Consider the following 16617-nt stretch of genomic DNA (forward strand, 5'->3'; position numbering starts at 1 on the left):
TCTCCGAATCTGCGACGGCGGCCTCAGACGAGGGACTCCCGCCACGCCCGGGGTCCCCGAGTCGTCAGACGAGGGACTCCCTCCAAGCACTGTGCAGCTGCGCGAACTTGCCGGTGCCGGCGATGAGCACCTCGGGGGTGTCGTCCTCGATGATGCGGCCGTGCTCCATGACGAGCACGCGGTCGGCGATCGCGACCGTCGACAGCCGGTGGGCGATGATGATCGCGGTGCGGTCGGCCAGCAGCGTCTGCAGGGCGTCCTGGATCTGTCGCTCACTCGGGATGTCGAGGGATGCCGTGGCCTCATCGAGGATCAGCACCGCAGGGTCGGCGAGGAACGCCCGCGCGAACGAGATCAGCTGCCGCTGGCCCGCCGAGACGCGGCCGCCGCGCTTGTTCACGTCGGTCGCGTACCCGTCGGGCAGGCGCTCGATGAAGGCATCGGCTCCCACCGCGCGCGCCGCGATCTTGATCTCGTCGAGCGTCGCGTCGGGCTTGCCGAGCGCGATGTTGTCGGCGACGGTCCCGCTGAACAGGTACGCCTCCTGCGTGACCATGACGATCGCGCGGCGCAGATCCTTCGGGTGCAGCGAACGCAGGTCGACACCGTCGAGGGTCACCCGTCCCCGCGTCGGGTCGTAGAACCTCGACACGAGCTTGGCGAGCGTCGACTTGCCTGCACCCGTGGTACCCACCAGCGCGATCGTCTGGCCGGCCGGGATGTCGAGCGAGAAGTCGGGCAGGATGACGCGGTCGTCCGAGTAGCCGAACGTGACGTCGTCGAACGAGACGTGCCCGCGCGAGGTCCACAGGTCGACGGGCTGGTCGGGGTCGGGCACGGTCGGCTGCTCCTCGAGCACGCCCGACACCTTCTCGAGCGCCGCGGTCGCAGACTGGTACGAGTTCAGGAAGAACGCGACCTCCTGCAGCGGCGAGAAGAAGTTGCGCACGTACAGCACACCGGCCAGCAGTGTGCCGAGCCCCAGGATCCCGTCGACGAACCGCAGCCCGCCCCACAGCAGCACGAGCGCGACCGTGACCGCGGCCACCGCCATGAGCGCCGGTTCGAACGTGCCGAACAGGCGGATCGAGCGCATGTTGACCTCGCGGTACTGCGCCGACAGCTCGCCGAACTCGTCGTCGTTGCGCGGTTCCTTGCGGAACGCCTTGACGGCGCGGATGCCGGTCATCGTCTCGACGAACTTGACGATCACCTGCGCGCTGATGACACGCGACTCGCGGTAGACCTTCTGCGAGCTGATGAAGAACCAGCGCATCAGCAGGAACACGGGAATGCCCATGACGGCGAGGATGACGCCCGACTGCCAGTCGAGCAGGATCAGCGCGATGAGCGTGAATCCGCCGTACAGCACGCCCGAAACGAGTTCGTTGAGGCCGCCGTCGAGCAGCTCGCGGATCGAGTCGAGGTCGCTCGTCTGGCGCGAGATGATGCGGCCCGACGTGTACGACTCGTGGAACTCGAGGCTGAGCCGCTGCGTGTGCACGAAGATGCGCTTGCGCAGATCGAGCATGATCGCCTGCGTGAGGCGCGCGGCGACCACCGCGTACCAGCCGATCAGCGCCGCACCGCCGACACCGGCGACGAGGTAGACCACGACGACGCCGATCGTCGGCATCCAGACGGCATGGTCGAGGATGCGGGGCAGCGCCTCGTTGATGCCGTAGGCGATCAGGGCGGGGCCTGCCACGCGCAGCGCGGTTGAGACGACGAGCACGGCGGCGGCCAGCACGAGCTGGGCCTTCAGTGGGCGGGCGAGTGAACCCAGCAGTCGCAGCGAACGCTGCCGGATGGCACGCGATTCGTCGCGCGTGTAGTCGGAGCGGTCTTCACCGCTGGTACCCGAAACGGTCGTGGTGCTCACAGGTTCACCTCCCTCTCCCGCATGCGGGCTTGTTCGTCTTCAAGGCTCGAGATGACGTGACGGTAGTGCTGGCTGGTGCGCAGCAGGTCGCTGTGCGTGCCGACCGCCGTGATGCGTCCCGCCTCGAGCAGTGCCACGCGGTCGGCGAGGGTCACGGTCGAGGGCCGGTGCGCGACGACGAGCGCTGTCGTCTCATGCAGCACCTCGCGCAGCGCATCTTCGACGAGCTTCTCGGTGTCGACGTCGAGCGCCGACAGCGGGTCGTCGAGCACGAGCACCGAGGGACGTGCGGCGACGGCACGGGCGAGCGCCAACCGCTGACGCTGTCCGCCCGAAAGCGACAGGCCCTCTTCGCCGATCACCGTGTCGACGCCCTGCGGCAGGTCGTCGACGAACTGCGCCTGCGCGACGGCGAGCGCCTCGCGCAGCACGGTCTCGGCCTCGGGCGACCCCGGTTCGAGGTCTTCACGGCCCAGCAGCACGTTGTCGCGCACGGTCTGCGAGAACAGGGTCGCGTCTTCGAACGCCATGCCCACGCGGGTGCGCAGTTCGTGCAGCGTCAGGTCTCGCACGTCGACGCCGTCGAGCGTCACCCGCCCCTCGGTCACGTCGTACAGGCGCGCCGGAAGGGTCGTGAGCGTCGTCTTGCCCGAACCAGTCAGGCCGACCAGCGCCATCGTCTCGCCCGGCTCGAGCACCAGGTCGATGCCGTCGAGCAGGTCGCGCTCGGTGGTCGCGGCATCCTGGTAGCGGAAGTGCACACCCTCGAACGCGAGCGCGCCGCGGCTGCTGCCGGGCGTCACCGGGGACTCGGGGTCGTCGATCGTGTTGTGCTCGTCGAACACCTCGAAGATGCGGTCGGTCGCGGTGCGCGCGTCGAGCAGGAACGAGAACAGGAAGCCGATCGATTCCATGGGCCAACGCAGCACAGTGGCCATGGCGAAGAACGCGACGAGTTCGGCCGCGTCGAGCTGTCCGTTCAGGATCAGCGCGATGCCGACGCCCAGGCACAGCGCGAACGCGATGTCGGGCAGCAGCACGAGCCAGAACCAGATGAGACCGACCGAGCGCGCCTTGCTGAGTTCGGTCTCGCGCAGCGTCTCGGCCTGGCGGGTGAACTTGACGAGGGCGTGCTTGCCGCGGCCGAAGGCCTTGAGCACACGGATGCCGTGCACCGACTCCTCGACCGCCGTCGCGAGGTCGCCGGCCTGGTCCTGACTCTGACGGGCGAGCGTCCCGTACCGCTTCTCGAAGCGGTAGCCCGCGTACCACAGCGGCGCGCACACGACGATGAATGTCGTGCCGAGCAGCCAGTGCCAGCGGAACAGCAGCACCGCGCCGACCGCGATCGTGAGGACGTTGACGACCAGCAGCACGAGGCCGAACGCCATCCAGCGGCGCATCATGCTGATGTCCTGCATCATGCGGCTGAGCAGCTGACCCGACTGCCAACGGTCGTGGAACGCGACCGGCAGGCGCTGCAGCTTCTCGTAGAAGCTCGTGCGGATGTCGTATTCGACCTTCGTGGCGGGGGCGAGCACGAACCAGCGGCGTGCCCACACCATGAGCGCTTCGAGCAGCCCGAGCACGAGGATCGCGGCCGCGCCCCAAAAGAGCGCGCCACGGTCGCCGGATTCGAGATCGATGCTGCGCACGACCTCTTCGAGGACGAGCGGGATGCTGAGGGCGAGCAGGCTCGCTGCGAGCGCACTCGCGGCGCCGAGCGCAAGCCGCGGGAGCACGTTCTTGGCAAAGGGGTAGAGCCGCGCGAGTGCGCGGAATGTCGAGAGGGACGACCGGGAGGTGTCAGAAGTGGTCATGAGCCTTTGTGGGGACGATGGCGGGTGCGTCGGTTGGACGGCGATGTTCGAGAGGGCGCACGGTGGCGCCGCAGGACGGAGCCCTGCCGGGGGTAACGCTGACGGTGGCGGGTCTATGCCGCCGGGAATGACGTCGGGTTCAACCCTGGCGCGTCGCGGCCGGCGAAGCAGAGACTCCCGCGACGAAGAGGGCGGCCGGCTTCGTGTCGATGACGATGAGCTGGTACATGGTTCCTCCTCGGTACGGGGCCCTCTCGGGCGCGATGTGCGGTCGGAGGTCACTTGAGCGACGCGACAGCCCTCCAGCCTATGCCGAGAGCTTGAAACGTCGCAAGCCCCGGATCCGATGGATTCGGGGCTTGCAACGTTCGAGTGGTCTCAGGCGGCCTCGCGGTCAAGCAGCGACCGCTTGACGGCGGTGCCCCACGCGAATCCGCCGAGGCTGCCGTCGCCGCGCAGCACGCGGTGGCACGGTACGAACAGGGCGGGTGCGTTGCGGGCGCAGATGGATGCCGCGGCCCGCACGGCGCTGGGCTTGCCGAGTGCTGCGGCGAACTCTGTGTAACTGAGGGGCTCCCCCGGGGTGATGCGACGCAGCGCAGCCCAGCCTGCCAGTTGCAGTTCGGTGCCGCGCTGCGCGACGGCGACGTCGTCGATCGCGGCGACGTCGCCGCCGTAATAGGCGTGGACGGCGTCGGCCGCGTCGGTGTCGCCGATCCGCACATCGACGGGCGGCGCGGCGAGGCGGCCGAGGATCGCGTCGTGGTCTGCGGTCCACCCCGAGGCGAGCACGCGCTGGCGGTCGTCGACGAGCAGGGTGAAGGCGCCGTCGGCGGTGTCGATGGTCTGGATGATGGCGGTCATGTCTGGCTCCTGTTCAGAGGCTTCGCGGTGTTCTTCGGCGGCACGTTGCGCCACAGGTGGGCAGTGAGGGAGCTGCGCCAGGGCGATGTGCGGCGCGCCCAAGCGTCGAGGGCGCGGGCCTCCCCCGGCAGGCCCGCGGCCGCTCCACCGGCGCGGACGGCGACATCGCCGGGCAGGAAGACGTCTGGGTCGCCCGTCACCCGCATCCGCACGTAGTCGGCCGTCCACGGTCCGATGCCGGGCATCGCGAGCAGTGCTTCGCGCTGGGCCGCGTTGTCGTCGCCCGAGGTGAGTGTGAGCTCCCCCGACGCCAGGGCGGCTGCCGCCCCGACGATCGCGCGGATGCGGGCCTGCGGGCCCCGAAGGACACCCGCCCCATGCTCGGCGATCGCGGCCATGGTGGGGAACAGCCTGTGCGTGCCCTCGTGCGTCTCGACCGTCTCGCCGAGCGCTGCGGTGAGCGCGGTGAGCGCCGTGCGGGCTGCGACGACGGTGATCTGTTGGCCGACCATCGCACGGATGAGCATCTCGTGCGGGTCGGCGGCACCGGGCACGCGGATGCCGGGGACGCGTGCCACGAGCGGTGCGAGTTCGGGGTGTTCGGAGAGGGCGGTGTCGATCGCGGACGGGTCGGCGTCGAGATCGAACAGTCGCCGCGCGCGAGCGACGAGCACGGGCAGATCGCTCAGTCGCTGCAGTCGCGCCTGCAGGCGGAGCCGGTCGCCTTCTCGCCGCACACGGAACCAGGCCGAGCCGCCCGGGAGGGCGATGGCGCGAGCATAGTCCTCTGCACCTGCCACCTCGACGCAGTCGATCGCGCGGGCTCGCATCCAGTCGAACAGGCCCGCCGTGTCGATGGGCCCGCGAAGCGGCAGCGCGAGGTCGATGCCGCCCACGGCAGCACCGTCGCTCGCCCGGCGCCGCGAACGCAATTCGAGCGGCGTGAGCCCGAATACCTCGCGCACCGTCTCGTTGAACTGACGGATGCTCGCGAAGCCCGCCGAGAACGCGACGTCGGCCGCGGGCAGATCGGTGCCGACGAGCAGCATCCGTGCCGTGTGCGCACGCTGCGCCCTGGCGAGGGCGAGCGGACCTGCACCGAGCTCCGCGGCGAGCAGGCGCGTGAGGTGCCGTGGGGAGTACCCCAGCCGCGAGGCGAGCCCCGACACGCCCTCGCGCTCGACGACGCCTTCGGCGATCAACCGCATCGCACGACCTGCGACGTCGGAGCGCACGTCCCAATCGGGTGAGCCCGGGGCGGCCTCGGGGAGGCACCGCTTGCAGGCGCGGAATCCGGCCTCGTGGGCGGCGGCGCTCGTCGGATAGAAGCTGACGTTGGCGGGTTTGGGCGTGCGGGCCGGGCAGCTGGGCCGGCAGTAGATGCCCGTCGAGTGCACGGCGGTGACGAACTGCCCGTCGAAGCGGGCGTCGCGCGCATCGATCGCACGGTATCGCTCATCGAAGGTCAGCGTGTGGGGCATGTCACTACTCTGACACGCCACACCGACACCGACTGGCGGAAATCGGACATGGCAGTGACCCTCGATGCCGACGACCGATTTCCGCGCGACCGAGAGTCTCGCGGACACCGCGCGACGCGACTGGCGTGGGCACCATGACGGACGCCACGCTCACCCCGTTGCTCCAGGCGCAGGTGCGCAACGGGTTCTCCGCCAGCCAGCATGCTCGACCGCGACATCACCGTGCCGGTGCCCGGTGTCGACCCGCGCAACGACTTCGCAACCCCCAGGTCACAGATTCGGACAATGTCGCCGGATTCGGATGCGAAACCGGCATCCGGTCCGAATCTGCGAGCAATCTCCGAATCCGGTGCGCAGGGGCAGGCGCAGGGGCAGGCGACCGCGCCCGGCGGCGTCAGTGGAAGAAGTGACGCTCCCCCGTGAAGAACATCGTCACGTTCGCGGCGCGGGCGGCGTCGATGACCTCCTGGTCACGCACCGACCCACCGGGCTGGATGATCGTCTTGATGCCGGCGTCGATGAGGATCTGCGGGCCGTCGGCGAACGGGAAGAACGCATCGGATGCCGCGACCGATCCGGCCACGCGGTCACCGGCTCGCTCGACCGCGAGACGGCATGAGTCGACGCGGTTGACCTGGCCCATGCCGATGCCGACGGTGGCCGACGCCTGGGCCAGCACGATGCCGTTCGACTTGACCGCACGGCACGCCTTCCAGGCGAACGCGAGGTTCGACTTCTCGCTGTCAGCGGGCATCTCACCGGTGACGAGGTCCCAGCCGTCGACGAGGGACTCGATCTCGTGCGGGAAGCGGTCGGCGTCCTGCAGCAGGAGTCCCCCCGACACCAGGCGCACGTCGAGGCGCTCCTGCTCCCAGTCGGCCGGAAGCTTGAGGACGCGGAGGTTCTTCTTCAGCTTGAAGACCTCGAGCGCCTCGGGCTCGTAGTCGGGGGCGACGATGACCTCGGTGAAGATGTCGCGCAGGTTCTCGGCCATCTTCAGCGTGACGGTGCGGTTGGCTGCGATCACGCCGCCGAACGCCGACACCGGGTCGCACTCGTGCGCACGCAGGTGCGCCGACGCGATCGGGTCGAGGGCCTGCGGCGCCGCCACGGCGATGCCGCACGGGTTGGCGTGCTTGATGATGGCAACGGCCGGCTTGATCATGTCGAACGCGGCACGCAACGCGGCATCGGCGTCGACGTAGTTGTTGAACGACATCTCCTTGCCCTGCAGCTGCGTGGCCTGGGCGATGCCGCGGCCACCCACGCGGGTGTAGATTGCGGCGCGCTGGTGCGAATTCTCGCCGTAGCGCAGCACGGCGAGGCGCTCTGCGCGGACGGTCAGGTGCTGGGGCAGGTCACCCTCGTCGGGGATCGCTTCTTCGGCGAACCAGGTCGAAACGGCGCGGTCGTACTGCGCCGTGTGCGCGAACGCGCGAGCGGCGAGCTCCTTGCGCTGGGCGAGTGTCGTCCCGCCCGCACGCAGCGCCTCGATGATGGCGGGGTACGAGGTGGGCGAGACGGCGATCGCGACGTTGGCGTAGTTCTTCGCCGAGGCGCGCACCATGGCGGGGCCGCCGATGTCGATCTGCTCGACGACGGCGTCGCCGGTCGCGCCAGAGGCGACGGTCTCGACGAAGGGGTAGAGGTTCACGACGACCAGCTCGAAGGGCTGGATGCCGAGCTCACCGAGCTGGCGTTCGTGGTCTTCGAGGCGCAGGTCGGCCAGCAGGCCCGCGTGGACGCTCGGGTGCAGCGTCTTCACGCGACCGCCGAGCGACTCGGGAAAGCCCGTCACCGTCGCCACGTCGGTGACGGCGTGGCCGGCTTCGCGCAGCAGCGTGGCCGATCCACCGGTGGAGACGATTTCGACGCCGGCCGCGGCGAGCGCTTCGGCGAGGGCCAGCAGGTCTGTCTTGTCGCTCACCGAAACGAGTGCCCGGCGGATGGGGACGACGTCACGGGGGCGGTAGAGGGACGGGTCGATGACGGGGCCGGCCATGCGGATGCTCCTGGTGCTGATCGGTGTCACGCCGTCGGGCGGCGCTCAGTGGGCGAGGTTGTCGAGGTCGAGCTCGCCCGTGGCGATGCGGTGCACCACATCGATCAGCAGGCGGCGTTCGACGGGCTTGACGCGGTCGTGGAGGGTGTGCTCGGTGTCACCGGGCTGCACGGGGATGCGCTCCTGGGCGAGGATCGGGCCGGTGTCGACGCCGGTGTCGACGACGATGACGCTCGCGCCGGTCTCGGTGACGCCGGCCGCCAGCGCGTCGCGGACGCCGTGCGCGCCAGGGAACTCGGGCAGGTACGCGGGGTGCGTGTTGATGATGCGGGGGGCCCAGGCCTCGACGAGACCGGCGGGCAGCAACCGCATGAGCCCGCTCAGCACGACGAGGTCGGGGTTCCAGACGCGCAGCTGCTCATCGAGCTCTGCGCCCCATTCCTCACGCGAGCCGAATCGGCTGTAGGGAACGAGAAAGGTGGGGATGCCGAATTCTTCGGCGTGCTCGAACCCGTCAGCCTGGCGGTCGGCGCCGACTGCGACGATGCGGGCCGGAAAATCGGGTGCGCTGGCCGCATCGAGGAGGGCCCGAAGGTTCGAGCCGGTACCCGAGATGAGAACGGCGACCGTGAGCACCCGCACAGTCTACCGAGGCGCGCGCGGCCCCTTGTCGCCCGTGACATCGTCGTCGCCGTGGTCGTCTCGGTGGTCGTCGCGGTGCAGCCAGTCGTCGATCGGCTGGGTGTCGGTTTCGTCGGCGGATGCGTCGGCCGGTGTGTGGGCAGAAGCGGGCGGTGCGGCCGGTTCCGCGGTCGGCGGCTCCACCGTTCCCTCGCTCGGCGCGGTGTCGGGCGCGTCGTGCGGGGCGTGGTCGATCCACGGCGCGGCGACGCTGCGTTCGCGGCGGATCCGCGGTTCGACGTGCTGACCGCCGCGAGCGGTCTCGGTGCGTGTCGCCGGCGCCAGCAGCGCGATGCCGGCACCGATCGCGATCTCGACGCCGACCGCGAGGGCGACCGGGCCGGACTGCGGTCCGATCTCGGCGAGCCTGCCGGGGCCGAACGAGCCCGCGGCGAGCGCAGCCAGCAGAGCAGCCGCTGCCGCCGCCAGCACGACCAGTCCCGCGAGCACCGCGACGCGCGGGGCGACCGGCTCGACGTGGCCGGGCTCGGGCAGCATCCGGTTGCGAGCCGTCCATCCCGCGACAACACCGACGCCGATCACGAGCAGCGCGAGCAGCAGCATCCACGATGACGTCGACTCAGGGACCGCTCCGAGAATCGGGATGCCGGGGATCACCCCCAAGCTCGTGCCGGCGGGCGAGACGGCGGTGCCGGTGCCGATCGCGAAGCCGGGACCGGCCGCGAACGAAGCGCCCCACAGCACGAGGGTCGGGATGTAGGCGAGTTGCGCGATCGTGAGGGTGATCGCGCCGACGGCATCGACGTTCGCCGATTCGAACAGAGCGATCACGTCACCGCCTCGCACGATCATCCCGACGCCGACGATGAGCGCGCCGATGCCCACGTAGCCCGCGACGGCGATGCCCAGCCCGCGCCCCACAGCAGCCGGGGCGTCGCGCCACGGCTCGACGGCATCCACGCGGTCGTGCAGCGCGTCGACGATGCCCTTGTCGTCGCCCTCACGCCACGCCACAACGAACGCGCCGGTCGCCGCCGGGAGCACGAAGACGAGCACCGGAAAGGCGATCGCTGCTGCCGCGTCGACCGTGCCGGCCGCGGCCGTCGACGACGACACCCACAGGACGACCGAGAGCATGAGCATCGCGACCGCGCCACCGGCGAGCCCGACCGGCCAAGCCCCGGCTCGCACGGCACGGGCACCCGAGCGGGCCGCGAAGATCGCGGTGAATCCCGCGAACGCGAGGGGTGCGAGCGAGATGGTGAACGCGGCCGCCTCTTCGGGGATGCCGGTCGCCGCGAGGTACTCGGCGGGGAGGTCGATGTACAGCGGCACGAAGTGCCCCACCTGCCACACCTGCACGGCCGCGGGCCACAGCGCGCCCCAGTCGGCGGACGCGCCGAAACCGAACACCCACAGGACGGTGAGCGGGGCGAGGACGGCGGCGATTCCGACGGTGACGGCGACGACCGCGTCGAAGGCGGCGAGCAGGGCGACGAGCAGGCGATTCATGGGCGTAACGACCCTACCCACCGGGCGCACGAGCCCCCGCATCCCACTCCCACAGCACGGTGAACAGCCAGCCTCTTCGTGCGCGGTACGGTCAACTCATGAGCAACACTTCGGCCCCCCGGCTGACCAACGAGCGGGCGCCGGGCGCCCTCGACCGATTCTTCGAGATCACCGAACGCGGATCGACCATCGGCACAGAGGTGCGCGGCGGTCTCGTCACCTTCGTGACGATGGCGTACATCATCATCCTGAATCCGCTGATCCTCTCCACGCCCGATGTCGACGGCAACGTCCTGTCGGGTTCGGCGGTGGCCGCGGCGACTGCGCTGACGGCGGGCGTCATGACGATCCTGTTCGCCCTCGTGACGCGTCTGCCCTTCGCCTTCGCGGCAGGCCTCGGCATCAACGCATTCGTCGCGTTCACGATCGTCGGCTCGGTCACGTGGCCCGAAGCGATGGCGCTGGTCGTCATCAACGGTCTGATCATCGTGCTGCTGGCCGCGACCGGACTGCGGAAGATGATCTTCGACGCCGTCCCCGTCGAGCTCAAGATCGCGATCACCGTCGGCATCGGCTTGTTCATCGCATTCATCGGCTTCGTCAACGCCGGTTTCGTCAGCGCCACCGGCAACCCCTCTCCCCCGGTCGACCTCGGCGCGGGAGGGTCGGTCTCGACCCTGCCGACGCTCATGTTCGTCATCACACTGCTCATCGGCGGCGTGCTGATCGCGACACGCACCAAGGGCGCCATCCTCATCGCACTCGTGGCCGGCACCCTGCTGTCGGCGCTCGCGAACATCTTCTGGCCCGGCAACTTCAGCTTCGGCTTCACCGGCGCCCTCGTGAGCCTGCCCGACCTGAGCCTCATCGGTCAGATCAGCTTCGGGTTCGACCTCGGCAAGGTCACGGTCGTCGCCCTCGTCATGTTCGTGTTCACCCTCGTGTTCTCGAACTTCTTCGACGCCATGGGCACCATGACGGGCCTCGCGAAAGAGGCCGGCCTCGCCGATGAGAAGGGCGACTTCCCCCGCATCAAGTCGGCGCTGATCGTCGAGGGCATCGGCGCCGTCGTCGGCGGTGGCACCTCATCGTCGTCGGCGACCGTCTTCGTCGAATCGGGCTCGGGCATCGGCGAAGGCGCCCGCACAGGTCTTGCCACTGTCGTGACCGGCGTGCTGTTCCTGCTGGCGATGTTCTTCACGCCGCTCACCTCACTCGTGCCCGGCGCGATCGCCGCCGCGGCGCTCGTGCTCGTGGGCGCGATGATGCTGTCGCAGATCAAGCACATCGACTTCGCCGACTTCCGCGTGCTGCTGCCGGTGTTCCTCACCGTCACGGTCATGCCGATGACGTACTCGATCGCCAACGGCATCGGCGCGGGCTTCGTCAGTTGGGTCGTCGTGAACGCACTGTCGGGCAAAGCGAAGACCGTCCACCCGCTGCTGTGGATCGTCGCGGCCGGCTTCGTGCTGTTCTTCGCCCGCGGACCGATCTCGGCCCTGTTCGGGGTCTGACCCCGCGACGGGGAACGCAGAAGGGGCCGGATGCCATGGCATCCGGCCCCTTCGCTGTGTCAACTCAGAGCGACTCGATGATCTCGCGCATCAGGGCAGCGGTCTCGGACGGCGTCTTGCCGACCTTGACACCGGCGGCCTCGAGCGCTTCCTTCTTCGCCTGCGCGGTGCCGGCCGAGCCCGACACGATGGCGCCGGCGTGGCCCATGGTCTTGCCCTCGGGAGCGGTGAAGCCCGCGACGTAGCCGACGACCGGCTTGGTGACGTTCGCCTTGATGTACTCGGCCGCACGTTCCTCGGCGTCGCCGCCGATCTCGCCGATCATGACGATCGCCTTGGTGTCGGGGTCGGCCTCGAACGCCTCGAGCGCGTCGATGTGCGTCGTGCCGATGACCGGGTCGCCGCCGATGCCGATGGCGGTCGAGAAGCCGATGTCCTTCAGCTCGAACATCATCTGGTAGGTCAGGGTGCCCGACTTCGACACGAGGCCGATCGGTCCCTTGCCGGTGATGTTGGCGGGCGTGATGCCCGCGAGCGCCTCACCGGGGGTGATGATGCCGGGGCAGTTCGGACCGATGATGCGGGTCTTGTTGCCCTTGGCCTTCGCGTACGCCCACGCCTCGGCGCTGTCGCCGACGGGGATGCCCTCGGTGATGACGACCAGCAGCGGGATCTCGGCGTCGATGGCCTCGATCATGGCGTCCTTCGCGAACTTCGGCGGCACGAACGCGACCGACACGTTGGCGCCGACCTTCTCGATGGCCTCGGCGACGGTGCCGAACACGGGGAGTTCGACCTCGCCCTCGTGCGGCTTCTCGTGGGTGACCGTGGTGCCGGCCTTGCGGGCGTTCACGCCGCCGACGATGTTGGTGCCCGCCTTCAGCATGAGGGCGGTGTGCTTGGTGCCTTCACCGCCGGTGATGCCCTGGACGATGACCTTGGAGTCGTTGTTGAGGTAGATCGACATTTCTCTGGTTCCTCTTTCGTCTCAGGCGTTCGCCAGCTCGGCGGCCTTGTCGGCGCCCTCGTCCATACCGGCGGCGAGGGTGACCAGCGGGTGGTTCGCCTCGGCGAGGATGGCGCGGCCCTCCTCGACCTGGTTGCCGTCCAGACGCACGACGAGTGGCTTGGTGGCGTGGTCGCCCAGGATCTCGAGGGCCTTCACGATGCCTTCGGCGACGGCCACGCACGAGGTGATGCCGCCGAACACGTTGACGAACACGCTCTTGACCTGCTCGTCGCCGAGGATGACGTCGAGCCCGGATGCCATGACCTGGGCGTTCGCACCGCCACCGATGTCGAGGAAGTTGGCGGGCTTGACGCCGCCGTGGTTCTCGCCGGCGTAGGCGACGACGTCGAGGGTCGACATGACCAGACCCGCGCCGTTGCCGATGATGCCGACCTGGCCGTCGAGCTTGACGTAGTTCAGGCCCGACTCCTTGGCCTTGGCTTCGAGCGGGTCAGCGGCTGCCTTGTCTTCGAGCTCTTCGTGCTCGGGGTGGCGAACCTCGCTGGCGTTCTCGTCGAGCGAGACCTTGCCGTCGAGGGCGATGATGTCGCCGGCGCCGGTGCGGACGAGCGGGTTCACCTCGACGAGGGTCGCGTCCTCACCCTTGTAGACGTCGTAGAGCTTGACGAACACGTCGGCGACCTTGTCAACCAGGTCTGCCGGGAAGTTCGCGGCCTGCGCGATCGCGACGGCCTTGTCCTTGTCGATGCCGGTCAGCGGGTCGACCTCGACGCGGGCGAGCGCCTCCGGCTTCTCGACCGCGAGTTGCTCGATCTCCATGCCGCCCTCGACCGAGCACAGGCTCAGGTAGGAGCGGTTGGCGCGGTCGAGCAGCACCGAGAAGTAGAACTCCTCGGCGATGTCGGCACCCTGCGCGACCATGACGCGCTTGACGACGTGACCCTTGATGTCGAGGCCGAGAATGGCCTCGGCTGCGGCGTACGCCTCGTCGGGGGTCTTCGCGACCTTGACGCCGCCGGCCTTGCCGCGGCCTCCGGTCTTGACCTGAGCCTTGACGACGACGACACCGCCGATCTTCTCGGCAGCCGCCTTCGCCTCCTCGGGGGTGTCGGCGATGATGCCGGCGAGCACCGGCACCCCGTACTTCTCGAATAGGTCTCGTGCCTGGTATTCGTAGAGATCCACGTGCAATCCTTCGCTGGGCGGCGGTGGGGTTGGGTGCCGAAAAACGTCTCGATATCGAGATATCGGCCAGTCGTCAAGCCTACTACCCTTCGCTGACCGGCCCCGCCGGACGGAGGGGGTGCGCGATCCGGTCGCGCGCGAGCGCACGTGTGCGGTGCGGGTGGCTAGGATTTCACCACCATGAACGACGTCCCCGAGACCCGCGCCCGCAACACGGTCGTCGCCGCGGCACTCGACCTGTTCGCGACGCAGGGGTTCGAGGCCACCTCCGTCGAACAGATCGCCCAGGCTGCAGGCGTTTCGCGCTCCACCTTCTTCCGACAGTTCGGCGGCAAAGACGATGTCGTCTTCACCGACCATGCCGTGCTGCTCGAACAGCTGCGCGAGTTCTTGTCGCAGCCGCACGAGAATCCGTGGGCGGCCGTGTGCGAAGCATCGCTGCAGGTGTTCCGCCACTTCGCGGCCGACCCCGAACTCGCCCGCCGTCGCTACGGTGTCGTGCGTCAGGTGCCCGCGCTCCGCGACCGCGAGATCGTGACGGTGTTCCAGTACGAGCGCCTCTTCGACGAGTACCTGCGGCGCGAACTGCCCGAGCTCGATCCGATCGAGGCGGTGTCGTTCGCGGCATCCGTCACGGCGGTGCACAACCACGTGCTGCGCCGGCTGCTGCGCGGCACGAAGAAGGTGCCGTCTTCGGTGCTCAGCGATGCACACGACGCCCTCATGCATCGCGTCGGCGTGCACCCCGACGGCACGCCGCCCGCCGATGACGACGTCGTGGTCGCAGTCTTCCCCCGGCGCATGCCGGCTGCCGAAGTGGCGCGCCGCCTGGGCTCGCAGCTGTCCTGACAACGCCGCCTCAGTGGGACTGCGTCCCGCGACTGGCGGTACTGGATGCCGCAGGAGTACCCTGTCGGGCATGAGCACCTTCCCCGGCGAGGCCGTGCCCTCGTACGACGTCACCGGCCGTCTCGGCACCGACTACTACGCCGTGTTCGCCGACATCGACCCGGCCGATCGCGACGTGTGGGACCGCGCGAAGGCGTACGTCGACGAGATCGGCGACCGCATGGTCGAGGCATGGGACACCGCGACCTACCCGCTCGAGGTCGCCACCCGACTGGGTGAACTCGACCTGCTCAACGACGGCATCGAGCACCCCGACCTGACGCACTTCTCACCGCTGGCGGCGGGCCTCGTGAACATGGAGGTCTCGCGCGGCGACGGATCGCTCGGCACCGTGATCGCCGTGCAGGGCGGACTCGCGCTGCGCACCCTCGCGCTGTTCGGGTCGTCCGAGCAGCAGGCGCGATGGCTGCGGCCCGTCGCGCGCGCAGAGGTGCTCGCCTCGTTCGCGCTGACCGAGCCCGACCACGGCTCGGACTCGGTCTCGCTCGAAACCGTCGCCCGACGCGACGGCGACACCTGGGTCATCCGCGGCGCGAAGAAGTGGATCGGCAACGGCGCCTCGGGCGGCATCACGTTCGTGTGGGCACGGGTCGACGACGAGTCCGATGCGCACCACGGCGCCGTCCGGTGCTTCCTCGTCGAGCAGACGACACCCGGCTACACCGGCACCGTCATCACCGGCAAGGCCTCACTTCGCGGCATCTACCAGGCCCACATCACCCTCGACGATGTGCGCGTACCGCTTGATGCCGTCCTCCCCGGCACCCGCTCCTTCAAAGACGCGTCGACCGTGCTGTACTCGACCCGCTCGGGTGTCGCCTGGTCGGCACTCGGACACGCGACCGCCTGCTACGAGGCCGCGTTGCAGTATTCCCAGCAGCGCATACAGTTCGGCAAGCCGCTTGCGAAGTTCCAGATGATCCAGGAACGCCTCGCCCAGATGCTCGAAGAACTCACCGCCATGCAGCTGTACTGCCGCCACCTTGCCGACCTCGAGGCATCCGGCGGACTGCGGCCAACTCAGGCATCGCTGGCGAAGTTCCACAACACCCGTGCCGCCCGTCGCATCGCTGCCTCGGCCCGCGACCTGCTCGGCGGCAACGGCATTCTGCTCGAGAACGGCGTCATGCAGCACATGGCCGACATCGAAGCGATCCACACCTACGAGGGCACCGAGAGCGTGCAGGCGCTGCTCATCGGCCGCGACATCACCGGGATGAGCGCGTTCGCCTGATCCGGGCGTCAGCGCACGATGACCCGTCCAGCGTCTCGCTCCTTCACGTCTCCTTCGACAGACGAACCGCGATAGCGAAGCAGGTTACCGGAGCCGGTCTCTGTGACGTCGCCGTCGACGTGGGTCCGACTGCCGAGGATGAGTCCGTCGTCGCCCGATTCGTACACGTTGCCGTCCACGACAGCGCGACCACCGAGCACAACCCGTCCGCTGCTGGTCTCACTGATGTTTCCTTCGACAACCCCGCCGACACGGAGATCCCCGCTTTCGCGCTCGGCGATGTTGCCCGCAATCGTGCCGTACACACGCACGTCGCCGGTGTGACGCTCGATCAGGTTGCCCTTGATCTCGCCCCCGGCTTCGACGAGCACGGTTCCGCTGCCTGTCTCTTTAACGTTCCCCTCCACCAGGCCCGAACCAGTGATTCGGACGGTCCCAGCCCCCGATTGCCGAACGTTGCCCTTGACCGTGCCGGAGATGGTGACGGTGCCACCGCGAACGAGCAGGTCACCGTCGATGGTCTGGCCCGCCCGCACGGTGTAGGAGCCGTTGCGAACGATCTCGTCTGCGTGTGCGGTCATAGGCGTTGCCACGAGAAGGAG

13 protein-coding genes are annotated in these 16617 nt (G+C 69.0%); 3 read left to right on the plus strand and 10 right to left on the minus strand.

Going from position 1 to position 16617, the window contains the following annotated elements:
• Positions 1-64: 64 nt before the first annotated feature.
• From AC3ENX_RS03850 to AC3ENX_RS03880, 7 genes are all read right to left on the minus strand, one after another.
• A complete protein-coding gene (locus AC3ENX_RS03850; RefSeq protein WP_434810544.1) occupies positions 65-1882 on the minus strand; it encodes an ABC transporter ATP-binding protein in 1818 nt (605 codons plus the stop codon).
• The gene (locus AC3ENX_RS03855; RefSeq protein ID WP_434810545.1) at positions 1879-3702 is read right to left on the minus strand and encodes an ABC transporter ATP-binding protein; all 1824 of its coding nucleotides are present in this window, start codon (positions 3700-3702) and stop codon (positions 1879-1881) included. Before AC3ENX_RS03855 ends, AC3ENX_RS03850 begins: the two co-directional genes overlap by 4 nt.
• Before the next feature lie 378 nt (positions 3703-4080).
• Entirely contained in the window at positions 4081-4566 is a 486-nt protein-coding gene (locus AC3ENX_RS03860) for a methylated-DNA--[protein]-cysteine S-methyltransferase (protein WP_434810546.1), read from the minus strand.
• Entirely contained in the window at positions 4563-6047 is a 1485-nt protein-coding gene (locus AC3ENX_RS03865) for an AlkA N-terminal domain-containing protein (RefSeq protein ID WP_434810547.1), read from the minus strand. Before AC3ENX_RS03865 ends, AC3ENX_RS03860 begins: the two co-directional genes overlap by 4 nt.
• Before the next feature lie 394 nt (positions 6048-6441).
• Positions 6442-8049: a bifunctional phosphoribosylaminoimidazolecarboxamide formyltransferase/IMP cyclohydrolase gene (purH, locus tag AC3ENX_RS03870; protein WP_434810548.1), complete on the minus strand. Its 1608-nt coding sequence runs from the start codon at positions 8047-8049 to the stop codon at positions 6442-6444.
• Between the two features lie 45 nt (positions 8050-8094).
• Entirely contained in the window at positions 8095-8685 is a 591-nt protein-coding gene (gene purN / locus AC3ENX_RS03875; protein ID WP_434810549.1) for a phosphoribosylglycinamide formyltransferase, read from the minus strand.
• A gap of 9 nt (positions 8686-8694) precedes the next feature.
• A complete protein-coding gene (locus AC3ENX_RS03880; protein WP_434810550.1) occupies positions 8695-10203 on the minus strand; it encodes a cell division protein PerM in 1509 nt (502 codons plus the stop codon).
• Between the two features lie 98 nt (positions 10204-10301).
• On the opposite strand from AC3ENX_RS03880, the gene AC3ENX_RS03885 reads away from it, so the two are divergent.
• Positions 10302-11717, plus strand: coding sequence for an NCS2 family permease (locus AC3ENX_RS03885; RefSeq protein ID WP_434810551.1), 1416 nt, complete (start codon positions 10302-10304; stop codon positions 11715-11717).
• Positions 11718-11781: 64 nt separating this feature from the next.
• Here AC3ENX_RS03885 and sucD read toward each other — a convergent pair whose 3' ends face one another.
• Positions 11782-12684: a succinate--CoA ligase subunit alpha gene (gene sucD, locus AC3ENX_RS03890; RefSeq protein ID WP_434810552.1), complete on the minus strand. Its 903-nt coding sequence runs from the start codon at positions 12682-12684 to the stop codon at positions 11782-11784.
• Between the two features lie 21 nt (positions 12685-12705).
• Complete coding sequence (gene sucC / locus AC3ENX_RS03895; RefSeq protein WP_434810553.1) at positions 12706-13872, minus strand: ADP-forming succinate--CoA ligase subunit beta; 1167 nt, start codon at positions 13870-13872, stop codon at positions 12706-12708.
• 180 nt (positions 13873-14052) lie between these two features.
• Between sucC and AC3ENX_RS03900 the strand changes: the two genes are divergently transcribed.
• A complete protein-coding gene (locus AC3ENX_RS03900; protein WP_434810554.1) occupies positions 14053-14721 on the plus strand; it encodes a TetR/AcrR family transcriptional regulator in 669 nt (222 codons plus the stop codon).
• 70 nt (positions 14722-14791) lie between these two features.
• The gene (locus AC3ENX_RS03905) at positions 14792-16015 is read left to right on the plus strand and encodes an acyl-CoA dehydrogenase family protein (RefSeq protein WP_434810555.1); all 1224 of its coding nucleotides are present in this window, start codon (positions 14792-14794) and stop codon (positions 16013-16015) included.
• 8 nt (positions 16016-16023) lie between these two features.
• Here the strand turns inward: AC3ENX_RS03905 and AC3ENX_RS03910 are convergent, their stop codons facing one another.
• Positions 16024-16596, minus strand: a complete 573-nt coding sequence (locus AC3ENX_RS03910; RefSeq protein ID WP_434810556.1) for a bactofilin family protein — start codon at positions 16594-16596, stop codon at positions 16024-16026.
• Between the last annotated feature and the right edge of the window lie 21 nt (positions 16597-16617).

This window comes from Microbacterium sp. bgisy189 (genome assembly GCF_057707225.1).